This window comes from Sulfurivirga caldicuralii (genome assembly GCF_900141795.1).
GTDB classification, from domain to species: Bacteria; Pseudomonadota; Gammaproteobacteria; order Thiomicrospirales; family Thiomicrospiraceae; genus Sulfurivirga; species Sulfurivirga caldicuralii.
Window position 1 is genome coordinate 477,151 of the sequence record NZ_FSRE01000002.1, and the last position, 23,627, is coordinate 500,777.

At 57.9% G+C, this 23,627-nt stretch carries 25 protein-coding genes and 1 riboswitch; of the genes, 10 read left to right on the forward strand and 15 right to left on the reverse strand.

What is annotated here, in order from left to right; all coding sequences use genetic code 11:
- The first annotated feature begins 45 nt into the window (after positions 1 to 45).
- The 10 genes from rsxA to BUQ81_RS05540 all read left to right on the forward strand — a co-directional run bounded on the left by rsxA (position 46) and on the right by BUQ81_RS05540 (position 9,855).
- Positions 46 to 624, forward strand: coding sequence for an electron transport complex subunit RsxA (gene rsxA / locus BUQ81_RS05495; RefSeq protein WP_074201370.1), 579 nt, complete (start codon positions 46 to 48; stop codon positions 622 to 624).
- Between the two features lie 3 nt (positions 625 to 627).
- A complete protein-coding gene (gene rsxB / locus BUQ81_RS05500; protein WP_074201371.1) occupies positions 628 to 1,209 on the forward strand; it encodes an electron transport complex subunit RsxB in 582 nt (193 codons plus the stop codon).
- A complete protein-coding gene (rsxC, locus tag BUQ81_RS05505; RefSeq protein WP_084188252.1) occupies positions 1,206 to 3,479 on the forward strand; it encodes an electron transport complex subunit RsxC in 2,274 nt (757 codons plus the stop codon). Before rsxB ends, rsxC begins: the two co-directional genes overlap by 4 nt.
- Complete coding sequence (rsxD, locus tag BUQ81_RS05510; RefSeq protein ID WP_074201372.1) at positions 3,476 to 4,525, forward strand: electron transport complex subunit RsxD; 1,050 nt, start codon at positions 3,476 to 3,478, stop codon at positions 4,523 to 4,525. The genes rsxC and rsxD overlap by 4 nt, the downstream gene beginning before the upstream one ends.
- The gene (gene rsxG / locus BUQ81_RS05515) at positions 4,522 to 5,154 is read left to right on the forward strand and encodes an electron transport complex subunit RsxG (RefSeq protein ID WP_084188253.1); all 633 of its coding nucleotides are present in this window, start codon (positions 4,522 to 4,524) and stop codon (positions 5,152 to 5,154) included. Before rsxD ends, rsxG begins: the two co-directional genes overlap by 4 nt.
- On the forward strand, positions 5,151 to 5,852 hold the full coding sequence (locus BUQ81_RS05520; RefSeq protein ID WP_074201373.1) for an electron transport complex subunit E: 702 nt from the start codon (positions 5,151 to 5,153) through the stop codon (positions 5,850 to 5,852). Before rsxG ends, BUQ81_RS05520 begins: the two co-directional genes overlap by 4 nt.
- Positions 5,833 to 6,474, forward strand: coding sequence for an endonuclease III (nth, locus tag BUQ81_RS05525; protein ID WP_074201374.1), 642 nt, complete (start codon positions 5,833 to 5,835; stop codon positions 6,472 to 6,474). The genes BUQ81_RS05520 and nth overlap by 20 nt, the downstream gene beginning before the upstream one ends.
- 2 nt (positions 6,475 to 6,476) lie before the next feature.
- Positions 6,477 to 6,902 (forward strand): DUF1841 family protein, encoded by a 426-nt coding sequence (locus BUQ81_RS05530; RefSeq protein WP_074201375.1) that lies wholly within the window; start codon positions 6,477 to 6,479, stop codon positions 6,900 to 6,902.
- A gap of 34 nt (positions 6,903 to 6,936) precedes the next feature.
- Positions 6,937 to 7,113: riboswitch (cobalamin riboswitch) on the forward strand.
- Positions 7,114 to 7,204: 91 nt separating this feature from the next.
- The gene (locus BUQ81_RS05535) at positions 7,205 to 8,998 is read left to right on the forward strand and encodes a TonB-dependent receptor plug domain-containing protein (RefSeq protein WP_074201376.1); all 1,794 of its coding nucleotides are present in this window, start codon (positions 7,205 to 7,207) and stop codon (positions 8,996 to 8,998) included.
- Positions 8,998 to 9,855 carry a cobalamin-binding protein gene (locus BUQ81_RS05540; RefSeq protein ID WP_074201442.1) on the forward strand — a complete coding sequence of 286 codons (858 nt, stop codon included), beginning with the start codon at positions 8,998 to 9,000 and terminating at the stop codon, positions 9,853 to 9,855. Before BUQ81_RS05535 ends, BUQ81_RS05540 begins: the two co-directional genes overlap by 1 nt.
- Positions 9,856 to 9,873: 18 nt before the next feature.
- Here the strand turns inward: BUQ81_RS05540 and BUQ81_RS05545 are convergent, their stop codons facing one another.
- The 15 genes from BUQ81_RS05545 to fliM form a co-directional block, all read right to left on the reverse strand.
- Positions 9,874 to 10,368, reverse strand: coding sequence for a chemotaxis protein CheW (locus tag BUQ81_RS05545; RefSeq protein ID WP_084188255.1), 495 nt, complete (start codon positions 10,366 to 10,368; stop codon positions 9,874 to 9,876).
- 10 nt (positions 10,369 to 10,378) lie between these two features.
- Positions 10,379 to 12,460, reverse strand: coding sequence for a chemotaxis protein CheA (locus BUQ81_RS05550; RefSeq protein WP_074201377.1), 2,082 nt, complete (start codon positions 12,458 to 12,460; stop codon positions 10,379 to 10,381).
- A 101-nt stretch (positions 12,461 to 12,561) separates the two neighbouring features.
- Entirely contained in the window at positions 12,562 to 13,191 is a 630-nt protein-coding gene (locus tag BUQ81_RS05555; protein ID WP_074201378.1) for a protein phosphatase CheZ, read from the reverse strand.
- Positions 13,192 to 13,298: 107 nt separating this feature from the next.
- Positions 13,299 to 13,727: a chemotaxis response regulator CheY gene (locus tag BUQ81_RS05560; RefSeq protein WP_407702706.1), complete on the reverse strand. Its 429-nt coding sequence runs from the start codon at positions 13,725 to 13,727 to the stop codon at positions 13,299 to 13,301.
- A 16-nt stretch (positions 13,728 to 13,743) separates the two neighbouring features.
- Positions 13,744 to 14,469 (reverse strand): RNA polymerase sigma factor FliA, encoded by a 726-nt coding sequence (locus tag BUQ81_RS05565; protein WP_074201379.1) that lies wholly within the window; start codon positions 14,467 to 14,469, stop codon positions 13,744 to 13,746.
- Between the two features lie 15 nt (positions 14,470 to 14,484).
- The gene (locus BUQ81_RS05570; RefSeq protein ID WP_074201380.1) at positions 14,485 to 15,414 is read right to left on the reverse strand and encodes a MinD/ParA family protein; all 930 of its coding nucleotides are present in this window, start codon (positions 15,412 to 15,414) and stop codon (positions 14,485 to 14,487) included.
- Positions 15,404 to 16,531, reverse strand: a complete 1,128-nt coding sequence (gene flhF, locus BUQ81_RS05575; RefSeq protein ID WP_074201381.1) for a flagellar biosynthesis GTPase FlhF — start codon at positions 16,529 to 16,531, stop codon at positions 15,404 to 15,406. The genes BUQ81_RS05570 and flhF overlap by 11 nt, the downstream gene beginning before the upstream one ends.
- Positions 16,528 to 18,639 carry a flagellar biosynthesis protein FlhA gene (gene flhA, locus BUQ81_RS05580; RefSeq protein ID WP_074201382.1) on the reverse strand — a complete coding sequence of 704 codons (2,112 nt, stop codon included), beginning with the start codon at positions 18,637 to 18,639 and terminating at the stop codon, positions 16,528 to 16,530. Before flhA ends, flhF begins: the two co-directional genes overlap by 4 nt.
- A 19-nt stretch (positions 18,640 to 18,658) precedes the next feature.
- Positions 18,659 to 19,789 carry a flagellar biosynthesis protein FlhB gene (flhB, locus tag BUQ81_RS05585; protein WP_074201383.1) on the reverse strand — a complete coding sequence of 377 codons (1,131 nt, stop codon included), beginning with the start codon at positions 19,787 to 19,789 and terminating at the stop codon, positions 18,659 to 18,661.
- A 3-nt stretch (positions 19,790 to 19,792) separates the two neighbouring features.
- Complete coding sequence (gene fliR / locus BUQ81_RS05590) at positions 19,793 to 20,566, reverse strand: flagellar biosynthetic protein FliR (RefSeq protein WP_074201445.1); 774 nt, start codon at positions 20,564 to 20,566, stop codon at positions 19,793 to 19,795.
- Positions 20,567 to 20,572: 6 nt separating this feature from the next.
- On the reverse strand, positions 20,573 to 20,851 hold the full coding sequence (gene fliQ, locus BUQ81_RS05595; protein ID WP_074201384.1) for a flagellar biosynthesis protein FliQ: 279 nt from the start codon (positions 20,849 to 20,851) through the stop codon (positions 20,573 to 20,575).
- A 3-nt stretch (positions 20,852 to 20,854) separates the two neighbouring features.
- Complete coding sequence (fliP, locus tag BUQ81_RS05600; protein WP_200770553.1) at positions 20,855 to 21,646, reverse strand: flagellar type III secretion system pore protein FliP; 792 nt, start codon at positions 21,644 to 21,646, stop codon at positions 20,855 to 20,857.
- Positions 21,594 to 22,019, reverse strand: a complete 426-nt coding sequence (fliO, locus tag BUQ81_RS05605; protein ID WP_074201447.1) for a flagellar biosynthetic protein FliO — start codon at positions 22,017 to 22,019, stop codon at positions 21,594 to 21,596. Before fliO ends, fliP begins: the two co-directional genes overlap by 53 nt.
- A 92-nt stretch (positions 22,020 to 22,111) precedes the next feature.
- Positions 22,112 to 22,603 (reverse strand): flagellar motor switch protein FliN, encoded by a 492-nt coding sequence (fliN, locus tag BUQ81_RS05610; protein ID WP_074201385.1) that lies wholly within the window; start codon positions 22,601 to 22,603, stop codon positions 22,112 to 22,114.
- Entirely contained in the window at positions 22,596 to 23,618 is a 1,023-nt protein-coding gene (gene fliM, locus BUQ81_RS05615) for a flagellar motor switch protein FliM (protein ID WP_074201386.1), read from the reverse strand. Before fliM ends, fliN begins: the two co-directional genes overlap by 8 nt.
- Positions 23,619 to 23,627 lie beyond the last annotated feature (9 nt).

Consider the following 23,627-nt stretch of genomic DNA (forward strand, 5'->3'; position numbering starts at 1 on the left):
GGCTTTGCAGGCTACAATCTGCATGAATCGACACAGGACACTGCCATGACCGAATATGCATTGATTTTGTTGAGCACCATTCTGGTCAACAACTTCGTGCTGGTGAAATTCCTCGGCCTGTGTCCCTTCATGGGCGTTTCCAAAAAAACCGATGCCGCACTGGGCATGGGGCTGGCAACGACCTTCGTGCTGACGTTAAGTTCCGTGCTCAGCTACCTGATTTATCAGTATCTTCTCATCCCCTTTGATCTTGCCTACCTGAAAACCATCGCCTTCATCATTGCCATCGCGGCCGTGGTCGGCTTTACCGAAATGGCGATCCACAAGACCAGTCCTGCGCTCTATCAGGTGCTGGGGATCTACCTGCCGCTGATCACCACCAACTGCGCCGTGCTGGGGGTGGCGCTGTTGAACGTGGGCGAGCAGAACAATTTCATTGAATCGGCCTTTTACGGTCTCGGCGCCTCGCTGGGCTTTACCTTGGTGCTGGTTGCCTTTGCCGCCATGCGTGAACGCATCGCCGTGGCCGACGTCCCGCGTCCATTCCAAGGTGCCCCCATCGCGCTGATTACCGCCGGACTGATGTCGCTGGCGTTCATGGGCTTCAGCGGACTGGTGAAATAGCCCATGCTTTCAGCCATTCTCATCTTCCTCGCCCTTGCTCTGGTTATCGGTGCCCTGCTCGGTTATGCGGCAGTGCGCTTCAAGGTGGAAGAGCCCCCCATTGTGGAAGAAATCGACAGTGTACTGCCGCAGATCCAGTGCGGCCAGTGTGGCTATCCTGGCTGCCGCCCCTATGCCGAAGCCGTTGCCAACGGTGAAGCGGATATCAACCAGTGCACACCCGGGGGCGAGGCGGTCATGCTCAAGATCGCCGAAATCATGCATGTGGATCCCAAACCGCTGAAGGCCGCCGAAGACGGTGAAGAAATCGTGGGTCACAAGGTGGCCTTTATCCACGAGGACGACTGCATCGGCTGCATGCACTGTATCAAGGCGTGCCCGGTCGATGCCATTGTCGGCACCACCAAGGCCGTACATACCGTCATTCTCAAGGAATGCACCGGTTGCGAGCTGTGCGTGCCCGTGTGCCCGACCGACTGCATTGAAATGCGACCGGAGCCGGTCACACCTCGCGACTGGATCTGGCCCGATCCGGAAAAACTGGTACCGACCGTCACCCCACCGGTCAAGGGGGCACACCCATGAGCCTGAAAGAAACGCTTATTCGTGGCCTTGCCTATCTGTACCCCATGGCCAGGCGCTGGCTCAAGCGCTTTCCCGGTGGCGTTTACCCACAGTACAAGAAAGAACTTTCCGCGCGTCATCCCCTGCACGCGCCCATCCTGCCGGACGAACTGATTCTACCACTGCAGCAGCATGTGGGCGTTCCGGCCATCCCCACTGTCAAAGTGGGAGAACGTGTGCGCAAATTCCAGCAGATCGCCAAACCGGCACCGGGACTGTCCGTACCCGTGCATGCGCCGACGTCAGGCACGGTCAAGGCCATTGAAAAGCGCCCACTGCCTCATCCCTCCGGCCTGCCGGACTGGTGCATCGTGATCGAACCTGATGGTCAGGACGAAGCGGGCGACATGCCCGTTGCCATTCAAACGCCCACCTGCCCGGCCTCGCTCAAGAAGATGATCCTGCAGGCTGGCATCGTGGGGATGGGTGGCGCCGGCTTCCCCTCATGGCGCAAACTGCCCACAAAGCAGGGGCAGATTCATACCCTGCTGATCAATGGCGCCGAATGTGAGCCCTACATCACCTGCGACGATCTGCTCATGCAGACACGCCCGCACGACATCATTCAGGGTGCGCTAAAAGTGGCCGAGTGCATTGGAGCAGAAAAAATCATCGTTGGGATCGAGGACAACAAGCCATTTGCCCTCAAGGCCATGCGCCAGGCAGCTGAGGGCACCGGCGTCGACATTCAGGCCGTGCCCACGGTGTATCCCATGGGAGGACAAAAGCAGCTCACCGAACAGCTCACCGGTATCGAGGTGCCAGCCAAGGCCCATGCCGTGGATGTGGGGCTGCTGATGTTCAACGTGGCCACAGCGGCCGCCATTTATCGCGCAGCCGAGTACCACGAGCCGCTTGTCAGCCGCCTGGTGACCGTCAGCGGCGAAGGGCTGGCTGAGCCCATGAATATCGAAGCGCTGCTGGGCACCCCCTTCGAAGCCCTGGCCAACGTCGCCAAACCCAAACAGCCACTTGACTACCCCCTCATCATGGGCGGCCCCATGATGGGACACGAAGTGGTCAATACGCAGGTGCCGGTGATCAAGACCACCAACTGCATCCTTGCCAATCCGCCGCAACCGATCACCCCGGCCATGCCTTGCATCCGTTGCGGGGAATGCATGGATGCCTGCCCGGTCAACCTGCTGCCCCAGCAGATGTACTGGCACGCCCATGCTCACGAATGGGACAAGGTGGAAAAGCTGCACCTGTTTGACTGTATCGAATGCGGCTGCTGCAGTTTTGTCTGCCCCAGCCATATTCCACTGGTGCAGTATTATCGTCACGCTAAGGGCGAGATTCGCAAGCTGCGCGAAGAGCAGGCATTTCAGGAACACGCCCGCCGACGCCATGAAGCCCATCTGGCTCGACTGGAACGAGAAAAAGCGGAAAAGGAAGCACGCCTCAAGGCGAAGAAGGAAGCCGTCAAGAAGCAGGCCGCCCAAAGCACACCGTCCGTGGATGCCCAGTCAGCGGGACTGTCCGCCCGCGAACGCGCCATCGCAGCGGCAAAGGCCCGTGCTGCGAAGGAATCCGGTCCGACCGCAACGGATGATACCGCAGCCAAGCGCAAAGCCGCCATGGAGGCTGCACGCAAGCGCGCTGCCGCCAAACGAAAAGCTGATACATCAGACGAACCGGCCCAAAGCCCGGAAGAGAAGCGCAAGGCTGCCATGGAAGCGGCAAAACGCCGTGCCGAAGCCCTGAAAGCCCAAAAGGCGTCCACCGACTCGGCAACCGAAAAAACGCCTTCCGAAAAAGTCGGGGACCCCCTCTGCGCCGACGCGAAACGCAAGGCCGCCATGGAGGCTGCACGCAAGCGCGCCGCGGCACAACGCGCCAAAAAGGCACAGGAAGCCGCATCCTCTACTGATACCAGCACGCCCCCCGGTTCCGATCAGGCAACAGAGGAAACTGCACAGGCAGATCGCCGCCTGGCCGCCATGGAAGCGGCCAGGCGCCGTGCAGCGGCTCTTCGCCAACAGAAACAGGAGACTGGAGAGGAAACACCAGCCGGCAAGGACCAAACACCCGTTGAAAATGCTCAAACGGCTCAAAACCCCACTTCTGCAGCCACGCCTTCAGCCACCGAAAAACGCGACACCGAAAAAGTCGGGGACCCCCCTTCTCGCGACTCCAAACGCAAGGCCGCCATGGAGGCTGCGCGCAAACGGGCAGCCGCACTGCGAGCCCGCAAGGCCCAACAGAACAGTGAGCATAACGACACATGAGCAACAACGGTAATCTCTGGCCGCCGGCCGGCGCCCCCTTTACCCATGCCGATGCGTCTGTCGGCAAGGTGATGATGCAGGTGCAGATAGCATCCATCCTGCCTCTGCTGGTCCATATCTACTATTTTGGCTGGGGCATTGCCGTACAGTGGATGCTGGCCATGATGACCGGGCTAGTGGTGGAGTACGCCATGCTGCACCTGCGCGGCCGTCCTGTGAAACCCTTCCTGCTGGACGGCAGTGCCGTCATCACCGTGACGGGCCTCACCTTCTGTATTCCACCCGAAAGTCCCTGGTGGCTGATTGTGGTGGGCGTCTCCTTCGCCCTGATTTTTGGCAAGCACCTGTATGGCGGGCTGGGCTACAACCCATTCAACCCGGCCATGCTTGGCTATGCCTTCCTGCTGGTCTCCTTCCCTGCGGAAATGACCCAGTGGACCCTGCCCAGCGCTGTCAGCGGCCACACGCTCAGCATCATGGATTCCATGATCAAAATCTTTACCGGTCATCTTCCACAGGGACTCATCGATCAGGTGACTGGCGCCACCCCGCTGGATCATGTCAAAACCGGTCTGCATAACGGCGGCACGGTTCACGATGTGCTGAGCCACAGCCAGACCATATGGAACGGCATTGCCGGACACGGCTGGATCCAGGTCAATATTGCCTTCATGCTCGGTGGTCTTTATCTGTTGTGGACGCGCACCATTCGCTGGCAGTATCCGGTCGGTTTTCTTGGCACGCTGGCGCTGCTGGCGTGGATCTTCCACACCATCGACCCCGCTCACTATGCCCCGCCCCTGTTCCATCTGCTCTCCGGTGGCACAATGCTGGCGGCCTTCTTTATCATTACCGATCCGGTCACGGCGGCCGCCACGCCCAAGGGACGACTGATCTATGCCATGGGCATCGGTGTGCTGGTCTATGTGATTCGCACCTGGGGTGGCTACCCGGACGGCATTGCCTTTGCCGTACTGCTGATGAATATCTTTGTCCCGCTGATCGACCAGTACACGCAACCACGCGTCAAGGGGTACAGCAAATGAGTACGCCACGGGAAGAGCTCCTCCGCCATATCCGCCAGGCCACTGGAAAAATGGTGCTGTTCATTGGCCTGGCCATTATTGTGCTGGTGGCAGTGCGCGCTTGGCTGGAACCCAAAATTGAGCAGGCACGCGTGGAGACTTTGAAAAGCCAACTCAACGAGACTATTCCGCAGACGGCCTACGACAACGATCTCCTGCAGGATACGGTAATGATTAGGGCACCGGAATTGCTGGGTACCGACAAGCCCGTTACCCTCTACCGTGCCCGCAAGAATGGAAAGCCGGTGGGCGTTGTGTTTGAAACCATTGCCCCTGACGGCTATAGCGGCGACATACACCTCTTGGTTGGCATCTACGCTGATGGACGCATTGCGGGGGTGCGTGTGCTTGAACATCGTGAAACCCCGGGTCTGGGCGATAAAATCGAACTTAAAAAATCACCGTGGATCCTTTCCTTTGACGGCAAACGGCTCACGCCAGAAAATGAAGCACAGTGGCACGTTAAAAAGGACGGCGGCATCTTTGATCAGTTTACCGGTGCCACGATCACTCCACGCGCCGTGGTCAAGGCGGTGAAAAAGGCACTTGCGTTTTATCAACAGTATCAAGACAGGATCTGGCAGCCATGACCTTGGAACGCTTGCGCGAAATCGTTTACGAAGGGCTGTGGAACAATAACCAGGCGCTGGTTGCCCTGCTGGGGCTCTGTCCCATGCTGGCGGTCACCAATAACGCCATCAACGGCCTTGGACTGGGCATTGCCACGCTCGTGGTGCTGGTGGTTTCCAATGTGCTGGTCTCGCTGATCCGTGCCCATGTGCCCCGTGAAGTGCGCATCCCCATCTTCATCGGGATTATCGCCACAGCCGTCACCATTATTGACATGGTCATGGACGCCTATATGCACACCCTGCACGGCATCCTCGGCATCTTTATTCCGCTGATCGTGACCAACTGCGTCATTCTTGGCCGCGCCGAAGCCTTTGCCTCGCGCAACCCGGTGCTCGAATCCGCCGTGGATGGCCTGGCCATGGGGATCGGGTTTCTGATTGTATTGGTCGTGCTCGGCGGCATGCGCGAACTGCTGGCGCAAGGCACCCTGCTGGATCAGGCAGAGCTGCTCTTTGGCCCAACCGCAAAGGCATGGACGCTGCATCTTACGGACAATCCGCACGGTGTCCTGCTCGCCGCCCTGCCCCCCGGCGCATTCCTTGGCTTGGGCATCCTCGTTGCCATCAAGCAATGGATTGAGCTACGCCGTGAAGAACGACTGCACGCCCAGCCTCAAGCGGAAAACATGCCTTCCCATGAACCAGAAAAAGCGTGAAGCCATCTTTGACCGCCTGGCGGAATGCATTCCCAACCCTACTACTGAGCTCAACTACAGCAACCCGTTCGAACTGCTGGTAGCCGTCATCCTCTCTGCCCAGGCTACCGACAAGGGCGTTAACAAGGCGACGGAAAAGCTGTTCAAGGTGGCCAGTACGCCTGAAAAGATGCTTGAGCTTGGCGAGGAAGGCCTGAAGGAATACATTAAGACCATCGGGCTGTATAACACCAAGGCAAAAAACATTATTGAAACCAGCCGCATTCTTGTGGAACGCTACGGCGGGCAGATCCCGCGCACACGCAAGGAACTGGAAGCCCTGCCGGGTGTAGGCCGCAAGACCGCCAATGTGATACTCAATACGGCATTTGGCGAAGCGGTGATCGCCGTGGACACCCATATCTTCCGTGTAGCCAATCGAACCGGGCTGGCACCCGGCAAGACGGTGCGTGAAGTGGAAGACAGGCTCATGAAGGTCACGCCCAAGCGCCACCTGAAGGATGCACACCACCTGCTTATCCTGCATGGCCGCTATACCTGCACGGCGCGCAAGCCAAAATGCGGCAAATGCTGCATTTACGACCTGTGCGAATTCCCCGACAAAAGCAAGTACGTGGAGTAACCGTGTTTACACAAGACCGTGATCAACTGCGCAAATTCTGGGTGGATGCCTGGCAGAAAAGCCAACGCGGCGAGCCACTGGACCCATTGTCACAGCAGGTGGTGGAGATTATTTCAGAGCACCCTGAGTACCAAGCCCTGTTGACGGAAAAAGCCATGCAGCGCGAATTCCTGCCGGAAAGCGGCGAGGTAAACCCGTTTTTGCACATGGGCATGCACCTGGCCCTGCGCGAACAGATCGCCACCGATCGCCCGCAGGGCATCCGCCATGTTTTCAACCGGCTGGCGCTACAGTCCGGCGGATCCCACGAAGCCGAACATCGCATGATGGACTGCCTGGGCGAAGCGCTCTGGCAGGCGCAGCGCAGCCAACGACCACCTGATGAACAGGCTTATCTCGCCTGCCTCAAAAGCCTGCTAACCCCTTGATTTTGCATTCAACACGAAACGCTGTACAATACGCGCCCTCAAAAGCGCATCAGGTGCCCTGTACGGGATAATCGGGAAGTTCGGTGCAAGTCCGACGCTGCCCCCGCAACGGTGATGGAGAAGACGCTGCACAACGCCACTGGCCAACCGCCGGGAAGGCGCAGCGGAATGGCTCCTCAGCCCGGAGACCGGCCTGATGCAAGCACATCAACCACATTGCGGCGGGCAATGGTGGGTACGGCACGGTCATGACGTGCAGGCCTCCCCTTGCCTTTGTTGCGTGACAACAAAGGACCCGAAACATGAAAAGACATCTGCTTTCTGCAACGATTGCGAGCATCCTGTATACGCCGGCATACGCTGAACAGCTGGACCCGATTGTGGTCACGGCCAATAACCTGGAACAGCCCATATCCAGTGTCACCAGTCCCACCTACGTGATTACCCGTGAGGAAATCGACACGCGCGGCTGGGAAACACTGACCGATGCACTGACCAGTTTACCCAGTGTGAGCTTCAACCGCGCCGGGGGCCCTGGCACTCTGACAACCGTGCGCATGCGTGGGCAAGACGGGAAAGGCATTCTTTTCATGATCGACGGCCAGATGGTTGCCGATCCGGGTGGAACAACCCTGTCCCCCACAATCGAGAACCTTTCCCTGGATCAGGTAGAACGCATCGAAGTAGTGCTGGGACCCCAATCGGGCATCTGGGGCAGCAACGCCTCGGCCGGGGTCATCAATATCATTACCCGCCAAGCAGGTCATCAAACGCTTCTCGTGGAAGGTGGCAGCGAAAACACGCGCCGTATCAGTGCCACAGCCAGTAAGAAAACAGAACGCTACAGCCTGTTGGCCAGCCTCTCCAGTGTCAATACAGAAGGTTATACGGCAGTCAAGAAATACGGCAGCGCCGGCAAGCACAATGAAAAGGACGGCTTCCGGCAGGATGATGTGCTGTTCAAGGCAAGCGTGTCACCCCGCAAAGGACATGCATTGGGTGTATCGCTGCAGCACACGACGGCCAATGCCGAATTTGATGACAGCAACAATCCTGAACAGACAGCCACGCATAACGAACGCGACCTGCTGAATAAACGTGCCTGGTATGCCTTTCAACACGGCGGTCTGAATCTGAAGCTGAGCGTGTCCGAATACACCATTGAGCGCACCAGCTACTCCAGCTGGGGTCCCTATTCATCCCACGGCAATCTCACCCGCTGGAGCGGGCTGGCCGGTTATACCTATACACCACACAGCACCCTCCAGTTGACCGCAGGCAACGAGCGTCTGCAAGGTAACAAAGATGCCTATTGGCACGACTATGCCGGCATCACCCACGTGCACACACTGGGTCGTCTGCAATTGACCGAAGCATTACGCACGGATCACTTTGACAAGTTCAAGGACGCCACCACCGGTAAACTTGGCTTCAAGCTTCCCTTTGAGACATTCAGCCTACAGGGCAATTACGGCACCAGTTACAACGCCCCAACCCCTTTCCAGGTCAGCTATGGTGCCACACAGAATCTGAAACCTGAAGCTGGCAAAGGCTGGGATCTGGGCATTAGCGCTTTTGGTGCCACATTAACTTATTATGATCAGTCCATTGAAGATGCCATTATCTATGCAGGCACCTGGCCAAATGACTACTACACCAACGCCAAGGGTAAAAACCGCTTCAGCGGCTGGGAATTCAGCTACAGCGGTGGCTGGGGCGACTGGGATGTGGGGCTGAATTATGCCTGGCTGGATGCACGAGATAAAAACGATACTTTCCTGGCCCGGGTCCCTCATGACAAAGGCACGCTGACTCTCGATTACTATGGCTTCAGCAAATGGCATCTGGGTACGGAAGTCCAGCACATGGGTGATTACCATGACACCGACGGCTCCAGCGGCAAGAACCTGGGTAACTATACATTGGTCAACGTCAAGGCCGACTATGCCCTTAATCGTCATTTCAGCCTCTATGCCAAAGCCATCAATCTATTCGACGTGGATTACTACACTGCTGCCGATCAGCAGACACCACCTCAATACGGCTACAACACTGGCGGCTTCCAATGGCGCGTTGGCCTGCGCGGGAAGTTCTGATGATAAAACGAGGAGTTAAAGCCCCCCTTGCGGGGCTTTTTTTATGGCTTCTCTGCACCACTGCAGTGCTGGGCGCACCACCTCAACGGATCGTGGTGCTGGCCCCCCATGCCGGTGAGCTGGTCTGTGCGGCGGGTGGTTGCGATCGCATTATCGCTGTGGTAGACCATACCGACTTTCCAGCGCAATTGAAAAAACTGCCTCATGTGGGTAGCTACGCAGCGGTAAATATCGAACGGCTGATACAGCTGCGGCCGGATCTGGTGGTCTACTGGTCAGGGGGTCTGTCTGCCAGGGTGCTCCAAAAACTGCGGATGCTCAACCTGCCGCTGCTGGATGTCTCCCCAAAGCGACTGGAAGATATTCCTCAAATCATTCGACAACTGGGAATTCGGCTGGGAACACAGGCGCAGGCTAAAAACGTGGCGCGTGTCCTGACAAATCAGCTAAAGGCATTACTGCACACTTTTGGCAGGCGTCCGCCTATTCGCGTCTTTTACGAAATCTGGGAACCGCCCCTGATGACCATTGGCCATGGTCATTTTATCGACCAGGCCATTCACCTGTGCGGCGGCATCAACATTTACGACGATGTCAGCCGCCCCAGCATTACCGTTATGGAAGAGAGTCTGCTGGCTCGCAATCCACAGGTGGTGCTATTGGGGGGAGAACCGACATTGCAACAGCGCTGGCTGAAAACATGGCAGCGCAAGCGCGCTTTTATGGACGTGGTTAAGCGGGGGGCTCTTTTTCCTGTCCCGGCCGATCTGACCCAACGACCTGGGCCCCGCCTGATCGCCGGCACGGCGATTATCTGCCATGCGCTGGATCTGGCTCGCACCAGGGTTTTCAAGTAATTATTCGGCCATCTCCGCCTAGGATTCGAACAGGCTGGGCACATCCACCAGGATAATGACCTGATCGCGATAGTGGGCGATACCCTGGATGTAGCGACTATTGTCTTCCTGACTGGATCCCAGCGGCTCAATGCGCTTTTCCGGAATATCGCGCACTTCCTGCACACGATCCACCAGCAGCCCTACCGGGCAATCTTCTTCCAGTTCTACAATGATGATGCGGCTTTCGTGGGTCAGGTCCGATACCGGCACGTCAATCATGCGGCGCATGTCCGCCACAGTCACAATCACACCGCGCACGTTGATCACGCCCAGCAGGCGCGGATCAGCGCCCGGCACCTTGCGGATGCGACCCACACGCAGCACTTCACGGATGTTGGACACGTCGATGCCGTAGGTTTCCCGGTCCAGATTAAACAGCACGCACCGCTGCATGGGTCCGATGGCTTCTTCTTCTGCCGCTTCCGCGGGGGTCAGGTAAGGTTCGTTCTGCATGGCTTCTGTCACTTCCATTGTCTGTCCCTCAATGCATTTGATTGTAGCGTTGCAGCACGCCCGGCAGATCCAGAATCAGGGCAATACTGCCATTGCCGGTGATGGTGGCGCCTGCATAGCCGGCCACTTTCTGCAGCATGACGCCCAGCGGCTTGATAACCACCTCTTCCTGGCCCTTGACCTGCTGCACCACCAGCCCAACACGCTGGCCGCCTACGTTGACGATCACCACCTTGTCCCGCTCGGCTTCATTGCCCTCGGGCTGCGGTTCGATATCCGGCGCCAGCCACTCCTGCAGGAAATACAGAGGAATGCTGCGTTCGCGCAGCTGCACCATCATCTGTCCATCTATGCGGTTGGTTTCATCGGGGTTGTAGTCGAAGATCTCCTGCACACTGGTCAGAGGAATGGAATAGCTGTCCTCGCCGAAGGCCACCATCAGCGTCGGCAGAATCGCCAGCGTCAGCGGCACGCGAATCTTGATCTGCGTTCCCTGACCTTGCACGGAATCGATCTCGATACTGCCGTTCAGGCGGGTAATCATGCTCTTGACCACATCCATACCCACACCCCGGCCAGAAATATCGCTGATGGTTTCCGCAGTAGAGAAACCGGGCGCCATGATCAGCTCAAATGCTTCCTTGTCGCTCATCTGCGCAGCGGTCATCTCGTCGATCAGCCCCTTTTCAATCGCCTTGCGCTTGAGCTTTTCAGGGTCCATGCCGCGGCCATCGTCGGTGATGGATAGGAGGATATGATCCCCCTCCTGTTCCGCCGCGAGAATGATATGTCCCACAGGCGGTTTGCCCGCCTTGATACGCTCTTCAGGCGGCTCGATGCCATGGTCAACGGAGTTGCGCACCAGGTGCACCAGGGGATCTGCCAAGGCTTCCACCAGGTTCTTGTCCAGATCGGTATCTTCACCGCGCAGTTCCAGCTCGATCTGCTTACCCAGCTTGCGGGCCAGGTCACGCACCACGCGCGGGAAGCGACCAAATACTTTCTTGACCGGCTGCATGCGCGTTTTCATCACGGCGGCCTGCAGGTCGGTGGTGACATGATCCAGATTTGACACCGCATTGGAAATCTCTTCCAGATCCACTTCCTGACCATTGCGCAGCGTGAGCAGGCGGTTGCGCACCAATACCAGCTCACCCACCAGGTTCATGATCTCATCCAGCCGCTTGGTGTCCACGCGCACCGTACTTTCAGACTTGGCAGCCGGTGCAGTCGATTCGGCCTTTGGCTCGGCCGCCTTTGTTTTATCCGCAGGCATGGCAGGTTCCTCGTTCACTTGCCTGATTTGTGAATGTTCAGCAACGGCAGCTGGCTGAGAAGAAGTACCCGTTTCAGCTGGGGCCGGCTCGGGTTCAACGTGGTCTGCCCCATCCGACTCGGCAGCGCTTTCCACCTGTGAAAGCTTCTCTTCACGCATCTGCAGCAGCTGCTCGAATTCTTCATCGGTAATGTCTTCGTCGGGATCCCACCCTTCCGGCAACTCCAGCGGCACTTCGGCGAGCGCCTTGTTGTCGTCGTCTGCGCCGACTTCTCCGGCCGCCAGCTTTTGCTCGCGCATCTGCAGCAGCAATTCAAATTCTTCATCGGTAATGTCATCATCCGGATCCCAGTCTTCCGGCAATTCCAGCGGTACCTCGGCCACAGCAGCCGTTTCGCTCATGGTGGTATCCGATGCGGATGACGACTCTGTGCTTTCGGAAGGCGTCGCCGAACCGCCCTTGACCAGGGCATCCAGCCGGGCAAGCAGGTCGGGATCCACGTCTTCAAATTCGCGCTCCCCCTCCTGCAGGCGATTGATCATGTCGGTAATGGTGTCGTACACCTGCAGGATGATGTCCGCCACCTCAGGCGTATAGGTCATCTCGCTGTTGCGAATCTTGTCGAACACATTTTCCGCGCGATGGCACACCTCTACCAGCGGCTTGATGCCGATAAACCCGGCTCCCCCCTTGATGGTATGGAACGCACGAAAGATGGCGTTGAGCAGCTCGATATCATCCGGGACCTGTTCAAGGTCCACCAGCTGTTCGTTCAACTGCTCCAGAAGATCCTGCGCTTCGGCGAGAAAGTCCTGCAAAATGTCTTCGTCCACGGCTTGCTCCCTGTGTAATTTTTGACGTTGGACGCGGGGAATAAAGCAAGGCTCATGCCATATAACGAAAAAGGGGCCGAAGCCCCTTTTGACGAAAACGATCAAATCCCGAGCGAATCAAGCAGATCATCCACCTCATCCTGAGAGGACACACTGTCCTGTTTGCTCTTGGCTGTAACATTGGGCCCTACCCCTTTCATGATGTCCTCGTTTCGGGAGGGCTTTTCTGTCCCGGTTGCCTTCACTAGCGTGTCAAGAATCTGGTTCATTTCCGCCAACGCAGGAATCATGCGCTTGAGAATCTGGCCGGTCAGATCCTGATATTCCTGCGCCATCACCAGGTCCTGGGTGCGCTTGAGCATGATCTGAATCAGCGCCCTGTCTTCATCACTGTCTGCCTTCTCCAGCAGGGTGTGCAGGCCTTCGCTGAGCTCATCCGCAATATCAAGACTGGTGTTGGCGGACTTTTCCGTTTCTTCCAGAATGTATTTCAGGCGTTCCGCCGCATCGCTCAATTGGGCGCTGGCTTCGATAATATTGCCCTGCTCATCTTCAGAGCCGGCCACATCAAGCATCTGCTTCAAATCTTTCAGCTGTTCGGCCACTTTGATTTCGTGAAGGACGGTCAGCCAGTCCAGATGGTGCTCGATCTGTTCCATGTCATTGGCTGCAACCGCTTTGCACAACTGGTTGAGCCGATCCTTCATTTTGGCGGTCAGTTTGGTGTCCATGGGGGATCCTTTCGTTTTCTGGTCGGACGCGTGATGCCTTAATCTTTAATCTTTAATCTTTAATCTTTAATCTTTAATCTTTAATCTTTAATCTTTTTATAATCTTTTTATTTGGCGGCACCAGCCTGCTTTTTCTTCGCCATGCGGGCGTTGTAGCGTTCAAACACCTTTTCCAATTTCTCAGCCAGTGTCGCGGCAGTAAAGGGCTTGACGATATAGCCATCCACCCCGGCCTGTGCTGCTTCCAGAATCTGGCTCTTCTTGGCTTCGGCGGTAATCAGCAGGAAGGCGGTATCCTTCAGTTTTTCGTCCGCACGCACACGCTTGAGCAGCTCGATGCCGGTCATTTTTGGCATGTTCCAGTCGCTGACGATTAACTGATACTTGCCGCTCTGCACCATGGGCCATGCGGTGGCGCCATCATCGGCCTCGTCAAAGTTTTTGAAGCCCAACTCCTTGAGCAGGTTCTTCACGATTCGACGCATGGTGGAAAAGTCATCCACCACCAAAATGTTGATATCGCGATCGATATTCATTCGATTCTCCCGTCTGTTATATCCAGTTCTTCAGGCGCGCCCGCAGACGCTTGATGGCCTGGCTGTGCAGCTGGCTGACGCGCGACTCGCTCACACCCAGCACTTCGCCAATTTCCTTCAGGTTCAGTTCTTCGTCGTAATACAGTGCCATCACCAGCTTTTCCTTTTCAGGCAGGCGGCCAATTTCTTCCGCCAGCGCATTCTGAAAGGCATCATCCATCACTTCCCGCAAGGGGGTTGGACCGTGGGACACCAGCTGATCTTCGTTCAACTCGTCGTGATCCGGCTCATCTATGGAAAGCAGCTGGGCCGAATTGGTATCCTGAAGGATCTTATGATACTCGGTCAGGGTCAGCCCCAGCACCTCGGCCACTTCTTCGTCCCGCGCTTCACGCCCCTCCCGTGCTTCGACCACTGCAATGGCCTCACTGACCTCTCGGGCCTTCTTGTGCACGGAGCGGGGCGTCCAGTCGCCGCGACGAATTTCGTCGAGCATGGCACCACGAATGCGGATACCGGCATAGGTTTCGAAGGTGGCGCCCTGATCGTTGCGGAAATTTTGCATGGCCTCGATCAGCCCCAGCACTCCTGCTTGGATCAGATCATCCACCAGCACACTTTCCGGAAGGCGTCCTTTCAAGTGCCAGGCAATGCGTTTAACCAACGGCAGATAACTCTCCACATCACCCAGTTCAGGTGAGCTACTTCGAGCCACTTTTTCGTATGCGCTTGCGCCCTTCATCCGCTACTGGCTCTCCTATCCCTGAAACAGGTTTTCCACGAAAAACTGAATATACCCGGTGGCCCCCTGTGGCACCGGCCAGCGATTGACCTGTTCGGCAATCTGCCGGAAGGCGCCGGCAGATACGCTGGTGGGATTATAAAGGGTAACGGGCACCTGTTTCTGCACGGCTTCTTTCAGCGCCGGGTCAAACGGAACCGTACCCAGATACTCCAGCTGCACGTTGTCCAGAAAACGCTCGGTTACGGTCGCCAGCTTCAGAAACAGTTTGCGCCCATGCTGCTCGCTCTGGGCCATATTGGCCAGCACGCGGAAATGATTAAGCTGATAATCCCGGTTGAGCACCTTGATCAGTGCGTAGGCGTCAGTCAGTGAAGCCGGTTCGTCGCACACGACCACCACCACTTCCTGCGCTGCCTGGCAAAAGGTTGCCACACTGCTGGCAATGCCTGCCGCCGTATCCACAATGAGCACATCCAGATCGTTGGCAAGCTCGGAAAAGGCGTGCACGATGCCTGCATTCTCCAGTGCACTCAGCTCCGCCATACGCTTGACGCCCGACGCGGCCGGAATGACCTTGAGGCCGCCCGGCCCCTCTACAATCACCTCGCGCAGGCTTTTCTGGCCATCCAGCACGTGAGACAGGTTATATTGCGGGCTCAACCCCAGCATGATGTCCACATTGGCCAGCCCCATGTCTGCGTCCATGAGCAGAACCCGGTTGCCCTTCGCGCTCAGGGCCACACCAAGATTGACGGAGACATTTGTCTTACCCACACCGCCCTTGCCGCTGGTGACGGCAATCACACGCACCGGCTTGCCAGAGGGGGGGTCCCCGACTTTTTCGGGGGCCGTTTTTTTCGCCGCCGCTGCAGTGGGATTCGACGTGCTTCCTGCCGGCTTTTTCTGCATGGCGCGCAGTCCTGCCGCCTGATCAGTGTGCATCGAAATACTCCTTGCCCAATCCCAGTTTGAACGCCATGTCGGCGCGTTCGTCCGTCTGCTGCGCCCCCAATACGATGGCGCGATCGATCAATTCCTGCGGATCCGCGACCTGCAGATCTTCCGGCACCCGCTGCCCTTCGGAAAAGTAGGTCAGCGGCAGGCCGGTTTCCGTCGCCAGCGTCAGCGCACTGCCCAGCTGGGTGGCTTCATCAAGCTTGGTGAACAGAAGGCCATCCAGCTTCAACTGCCCGAAGGCCTCAACCACTTCGCGCATCACCTTCAGCGGCGTGGCTGCCGAGAGCACGAGCAGATTGCGCACCGGCAAGCCCCCTCCCTGTCGGTTGGTCGCCTGCTGGGCAATGCGAATGTCCCTCTGGCTCATGCCTGCCGTATCGATCAGCACCAGTTTCTTGCCGCGCAGACCCATCAGCAGCGTGACCAGTTCACTCTGATCCCGAGCCACATGCACCGGCACGCCCATCAGGTCCGCAAAGGTCTGCAATTGCGCCTGCGCCCCTATTTTATAGCAATCGGTGGTCACCAGCGCCAGCTGGCTCGCGCCCTGTCGCATGACGAAACGGCCTGCCAGCTTGGCGATGGTGGTGGTCTTGCCTACACCGGTTGGTCCCACCAGCGCAACGATACCGCCCTGCCGGCTAATGTCCCGCTCGCTGGGCTTCAGCCCTTGAGCAACCAGCCCAAGCAGTTGCGACCACGCCGCATCTTCATCTGTAATCGGCTCAACCTGCTGAAGCAAGCTTTGGGCCAGCTCCCAGCCGATGCCCATATTCAGCAGTTTTTTCAAAAGAAAAACGCGCTGGGGTGCCTGCTGCTCGGCCTGACCCCACGCCAATCCGGCCATCTGCTGCTCCAGCAATTGACGCATGTACTGCAGCTCGGACGAGAGTCGTTCCAGCTCAGCACTGTTGGCAGGTGCCCGAGGGGCAGCAGGGCGCTCCAGCGAAACCGGGGCCTCGACATCATCCATGGCAGCCACCACTTCGTACTGACCGTTTTCCTGCCGCGAGGAGAGGATGACCGCATCCGGCCCCAGGGTTGCCTTGACTTCCGCCAGCGCCGCCTTGAGCGTGGGGGCAACAAAACGACGCATTTTCATGGGGATGCCCCTTCAGCGTTGTGCTGCTGGCCAACGGATGCCACCACATTGATCTGGCGGTTTTCCGGCACTTCCGTATAGGCGAGCACGTGCAGATTGGGCAGGCTGTAGCGGAACAGCCGCGCCAGTGCGGCACGGATCTGCGGTGCCACCAGCAGGACCGGCGTGTGTCCCTGAGTTTCCAGCTGCTGCACCTGCTCTGCCAGCGCGGTATAGAGCCGTTCGGCCAGTCCCGGATCGATGGTGATCTGTCCCGGCGGGGAGTTCTGTGCCGCCTGCAGCAGCAGCTGCTCCAGAGACGGATCCAGCGTAATCACGTGCAGTGGCGCATCCCCCGGCGCCAGCATGTCAACGATGGCACGCCCCAGAGCCGCACGCACGTATTGGGTGAGTTGCTCGGGATCCTGTGTCTGCGTGGCGTATTCATTAAGCGTCTGCAGGATGGTGCGCAGATCGCGAATCGGCACCTTTTCACGCAGCAGGTTCTGCAATACCTTCACCACAGTTGCCAGCGGCAGTTTGTCCGGTACCAGCTCCTCCACCAGTTTTGGCGAGTGCTCGCGCACGCGGTCCAGCAGCTTCTGCACTTCATCAGGACCGAGCAGCTGCCAGGCATACTCCTGAATGATCTGACTCAGGTGGGTCGCTATGACCGTGCTGGCATCCACCACGGTGTAGCCCATGGCCTGGGCATGATCCCGCTCCGATGGACTGATCCACAGCGCATCCAGCCCGAAAGCGGGATCCTTGGTTGGGATGCCCTCCACCTCGCCATATACCTGGCCCGGATTGATGGCGAGCTCCCGGTCCGGATAGACCTCACCCTCGCCGGCGGTAACCCCCATGACCTGAATGCGATACTGGGTCGGCTTGAGCTCCAGGTTGTCACGAATATGCACCGGGGGAATGAGGAAACCCAGTTCCTGCGACAGCTTGCGCCGCACCCCTTTGATACGATCCAGCAGTTCGCCGCCCTGATTCTTGTCCACCAGCGGAATGAGACGATACCCCACTTCCAGTCCCAGCGGATCCACCTGCCCCACATCATCCCAGCCCACGTCCTGCGGTGCCTGCGTCTCCTCTTCTTCAACCTCTTCCAGCGCGGCCTCGTCACTGACCTGCGCTGCCTCCCGGGACACATACCATGCCAATGCGGCCAGGGCTGCCGCCAGAGAGAGAAACGCAAAATTGGGCATGCCCGGAATGACGCCGATGATGGCCATAATGCCCGCCGTCACCGCCAGCACTTTCGGATTGGCAAACAGCTGTTTCTGCACCTGCCGGCTCATGTCATTGCTGTCGCTGTTGACACGGGTAATGATGATGGCGGTGGCTGTGGAGAGCAGGATGGAGGGAATCTGCGCTACCAGGCCGTCACCGATGGTCAGCAGCGTATAGGTCTGAATGGCGTCGCTGAAACTCATGTTGTGCTGCAGCAGACCGATAAAAAGACCACCGACGATGTTGATAAACAGAATGACAATGCCGGCCACTGCATCGCCGCGCACGAACTTGCTGGCACCATCCATGGCACCGTAGAAGTCCGCCTCCATGGCGATCTCCTTGCGGCGCTGCTGAGCCTCTTCCTGCGTGATCAACCCCGCGTTCAAATCCGCATCGATGGCCATCTGCTTGCCGGGCATGGAATCCAGCGTGAAGCGAGCGCTCACTTCAGCCACACGAGTCGCACCCTTGGTGACCACGACAAAGTTAATCACCACCAGAATGGCGAACACCACCAGACCCACCGCATAGTTGCCACCGATGACAAACTCACCGAAGGATTCGATCACCTTGCCGGCGGCATCCGGGCCGTTATGCCCTTCCAGCAGAATAACCCGTGTCGAAGCGATGTTGAGTGCAAGACGGAAAAGCGTGGTGACCAGAATAATGGTGGGAAAGATGGCGAATTCGAGCGGGCGCTTGACGTAAAGCGTGACAACCAGAACAACCAGCGACAGGGCAATGTTAAAAGTAAAAAAGACATCGAGCAGGAACGGCGGCAGCGGGATGGTAATCAGCCCCAGCAGTGCCAGAACGGCGATCGGCACCCCAAGGCCACTGCCAGCGCCCTGCTTGATCTTTTCCCACACAGCCGTCAATGTCATAGGGTGTCGTTCTCAATCCTCATGGCGGGGGTTGGGTCATCTCTTCCGGCACGGGCAGATGCTCGAAATCCGGCGGTGTGGCCGCCTGGCCATCCCGCAGCTGATAGACATAGGCCAGTACGGCCGCCACGGCGCGGAACAGCTGATAGGGAATCGGCGCCCCTTCCTGGGCATTATAGTACAGGGCTCGCGCCAGCGCGGGCGCCTCCACCACGGGCACATGATGCTTTTTCGCCAGGGTGCGGATCTGGCTCGCCATCAGGTCCGCCCCCATCGCCAGTACAATGGGTTCGCGCATGGTGGCCGGGTCGTACTTGAGCGCCACGGCAAAGTGCGTGGGGTTGGTGATGACCACGTCGGCCTCAGGCACCTTCTGCAGCATGCGCCGCTGCGCCATCTCATGCTGCAGCTGGCGAATGCGCCCCTTGACCTGCGGATCCCCTTCCTGCTGCTTGAACTCTTCCTTGACCTCCTGACGGGTCATCATCATCTGCCGAGTATGCTCCCACAGCTGATAGGGCACGTCAATCAGTGCCACCACGATGAGCGACAGACTGATCAGGATGAACGACCACACCACGATGCTGGCGGCCTCGCCCATGGCGTTAAGTAGGCTCAATTTGGCCAGTCCCAGCAGCTGATCCAGCATCTGACCGATCACCAGCACCGCCACCAGCGCCACCAGCGAAACCTTGAGCAGCGCTTTCACCAGCTCCAGCAGATTGCGCAGGGAAAACAGCTTGGCAAAGCCAGTAATGGGGTTCAGCTTGGCGAAATTGGGCGCCAGCGCCTTGGGCGCAAAGTTCCAACCGCCAATCAGCAGCGGCGAGGCCACGGCAATGACCACCATGACAGCAAGAAACGGCCACACAATAGCCCACGCCTGCACAAACAGGCCGATGATCAGCTCCAGATCCTTTTTCAAGTCGAAAGCGTGGGCGCGATCCAGCGACAGCCCTTCGCGCATCAGCGCCTCGAACTGCTGCACCGTATAAGGACCCAGCACGAGAAAATAGACCCCGGCCCCCAGCAGCATCAGCACGGTGGCCAGCTCTTTCGAGCGCGGCACCTGTCCCTTTTCACGGGCCTCACGGAGTTTTTTCTCCGTTGGCTGTTCCGACTTTTCCTGACCGTCTGCGTTTTCTGCCATGCCTTACCTCAACTGCAGCGCCTGTGTCTGCTCCATGGCCAGATGCACCAGCGTACGCAGATGCTCCAGAATCATCGGCCCCATCAGTGAAAGCAGCACCAGACCGGACAACAGGGTGATCGGAAAGCCAACCGCAAAGATATTCATAGCCGGTGCCGCACGGGACATGATGCCAAACGCCAGGTTCACCAGCAGCAGGCTGGTCACCACCGGCAACGCCATCACCACCCCGGCACTGAAGATGTAGGCCCCAAAGGCCACCACCCGCCTAATGCTCTCGGGGCTGAGCATATCCACACCCACCGGCAGGGTGTTGAAGCTGTCCACCACTACCTGAATCACCAGCAGGTGCCCGTTGAGCACCAGAAAAAACAGCGTGGCCAGAATGGTGAAAAACTGGCTGAGTATGGGCACACTGACCCCATTGATGGGGTCAGCCATGGATGCGAAAGCCAGACCCATGCCCATGGAGATGAAGTGCCCGGCCAACACAAAGGCCTGAAACACCACCAACCAGATCAAGCCCATGGCCAAGCCGATGACCACCTGCTGCATCACCACCAGCAGGCCCTCGGCACTAAAGGGGTCGATGGGCGGCGGAAGCGGAATTTGGGGGGCGGCGGCCAGCACGATGAACACGACCGTAAGCAGCCGCACCCTGACCGGCACAGCGGCCATGGAAAAGATGGGAATCATGGCCATAGCGGCACCGAGGCGCACCAGAGGCCAGAAATACTGCCCCAGCAGCTGCAGAAACTGATCGAAGCTAAAGACCATGCCCAATCAGTGCGACAGCCCCAGCGTCGCAGGAATGTTGCGGATCAGTTCCACGGTAAAGCTGGTCCAGACATCGAGCATCCATGGGCCGAACAGTACTGTGGAGAGGGCAACAATCGCCAGCTTGGGGATAAAGCTGAGTGTCATTTCGTTTATTTGTGTGGCAGCCTGAAACATGCCCACCAGCAGCCCCACGATCAGCGCCGGCAGCAACAGCGGCGCCGAGAGCATGGCCACGATTTCCATCATCTGCTGCCCCAGTTGCAATACCGTCGATTCGTTCATGGCTTACACCCCACTGCCCGGCACAATAAAGCTGTTGACCAGCGTGCCCAGAATCAGCTCCCAGCCATCCACCAGCACGAACAGCATGATCTTGAACGGTAGCGAGATGATCATGGGCGAGAGCATCATCATCCCCATGGACATGAGCAGACTGGCAATGACCAGGTCAATGATCAGAAAGGGAATAAAGATCATGAAGCCGATCTGGAATGCGGTCTTCAGCTCGGAAGTCATGAACGCAGGGATAAGCACCTTGAACGGCACCGTTTCCGGCTGCTCCAAGGTCACACCCGCCATCTCCGCGAACATGCCCAGATCATCCTCGCGCGTCTGCTGTAGCATGAAGGTGTGCATGGGCTTCGATGCCCGCTCCACCGCCTCCTTGAAGGTGATGGTTTCTTCCATGTAGGGGGAAACGGCCTGGGTATAGATCTTGTCCAGCACCGGTGCCATGATGAACAGCGTGAGAAACAGCGCCAGCCCGATCAGCACCTGATTCGACGGCGTCTGCATGGTACCCAGCGCCTGCCGCAGCAGGGCCAGCACGATAATGATGCGCAGAAATGAAGTGGTGGCGATCAAGGCGGCGGGCAGCAGCGTCAGCCCGGTCATGATCAGCAGTATCTGGATGGTCAGGGTGTAATCCTGATTGCCCTGTTCATCCACACTGACGGTAAAGGCGGGAATGCCGGGTGCGGCCTGGGCCAGCCAGGGCCAGAACAGCAACAGAAACGGCAGGATTCTAATCAGCTTTCGAGCCGTTGTCGTGACGATCGGCTTGGCCGTGTAGTGCATCGTGCAACCGTTTCGCAAAGGCGCCCTGTGGTACGTTGCTGCCATTATCGGCCACTTCCACAGGCTCCGCAAGGGTATGCAGCAGGGAGATGCGGCTCGGCGTCACCCCCACCAGCAGCTGCTGTTTCCCGACTTCGAGCAGTACGATCTTTTCCTGCCGCCCCACGGAGAGCGCACTGATGACGCGCAGGGCATTCGGATTGCCCCCGGGAATGGCGGCAAATCGCTTCAGCAGCCATGCGGCGACAAAGATCAGCGCCAGAATAAACAGCAGCGACAACACCACCTGTCCAGCATAACCGCTGGCAGAAAAGGCGTGCTCGCCCACTCTGGCCGGGCTCTCGGCAGCCTGCAGCGCCGGAACGCATGCCATCAGCCCAAACCCAAGGAGGGGGTCCCCGACTTTTTTGAAAAGCCGTTTTTGGGACCCGAAAAATTCCTTACAAAACAAATACCTGGGGTTCATCACTTAAGCTTTTTAATGCGTTCCTGTGGACTGATCACATCCGTCAGGCGCACACCGAACTTGTCGTTGATGACCACCACTTCCCCGTGGGCAATGAGCGTACCATTGACCAGCACATCCAGCGGCTCACCGGCGAGTCGATCCAGCTCGACCACCGAGCCTTGTGAATACGCCAACAGATTACGGATGGTTGCCCTGGTGCGGCCGATCTCCAGGGAAACCGTCACCGGAATATCCAGCAGCACATCCAGATCGAGCTTGTTACCATCGCTGTCCGCACGCAGGGCGTTGAAAATGTCTGCAGCTTCCTCGGTACTGACTGCATCATCGGTGGCTTCGGCCTGCTCAGTCAGGGCAGCGGCCCAATCGTCCGCAGCCCCCTCCTCGCCTTGACCGTTACCTTCGCTCTGTTCGGCTTTGGCCTGTTCCTTGAGGGCATCGCCCCAATCCGCGTTATCGTCGTCTTCAGGCGTATTGTTTTCTTCACTCATCGTCCAGTCCTCTGACAGGATTTATGGGAGGCTCCTTGTACGCCGGGTGGCGTATGATCGATTCGATCTTGATGGCCTTCTTGTTGCGCTCACTGATACCCAGCTTGCCGCGGGCGATGGGGATATCTTCCGCCATTAGCGTCACCAGATCCGGCATGTCAAACGGCAGGATATCCCCTTCCTTCAGGTTAACCAGGTCATCCACGCCCAGCTGCAATTCTGCCAGGGTGCTGCTGAGCTCAACCTCAATATTCTTGACTTCGTCACGCATGGTGCGTGCCCAGGTATTGTCGCTGTCACCCTGCAGATTCTGCAGACCCTCTTCCAGCTTGTCACGGATGGGCTCCAGCGCCGCGTAGGGAATCACGATATCGATGCGCCCTTCCGTAGCCTCGAAACGCACATGCACCGGGCTGACCACCAGCATGTCGGTAGGATCGACAATGGAAGCGAACTTGGGGTTCATCTCCGAGTGCATGTACTCGATTTCCAGATCCATCACCGGTGCCCAGGCCTTGCGCATGTTTTCCACTGCAATATCGAGAATGCTGCGGATCATGCTGGTTTCCACCGGGCTGTATTCCCGCCCCTCGATCTTGAAGGGCAGCAGCCCCGTACCGCCGAAATAGAGGTCCACCGCCGTAAAGATCAGTTTGGAATCCAGCGTGAACAGCGACACGGTATTCAGCGGATTGAGGCGATAGAGGTTGAGACTAGTGGGGAAAAAGAGATTGCGCTGATAGTCGATCATCTTGATGATCTTGACCTCACCCGCCGCCACCTCGATGGAAGTCATGATCAACTCGTTGAACTGGCGCTGGAATCCTCGCGTGAAACGCTCATTGATGATATCCAGCGCCGGCAGGCGCCCACGGACGATACGCTCCTGATTGGAGAAGTCGTACGGACGGATGGGCAGCCCGTCTTCGGGCTGATCCGTCTCCGTCTCGACGTCGCCCTCATCCATGCCGCGGAGCAACGCATCGACTTCATCTTGACTGAGAATATCATCCATGGAATTGGT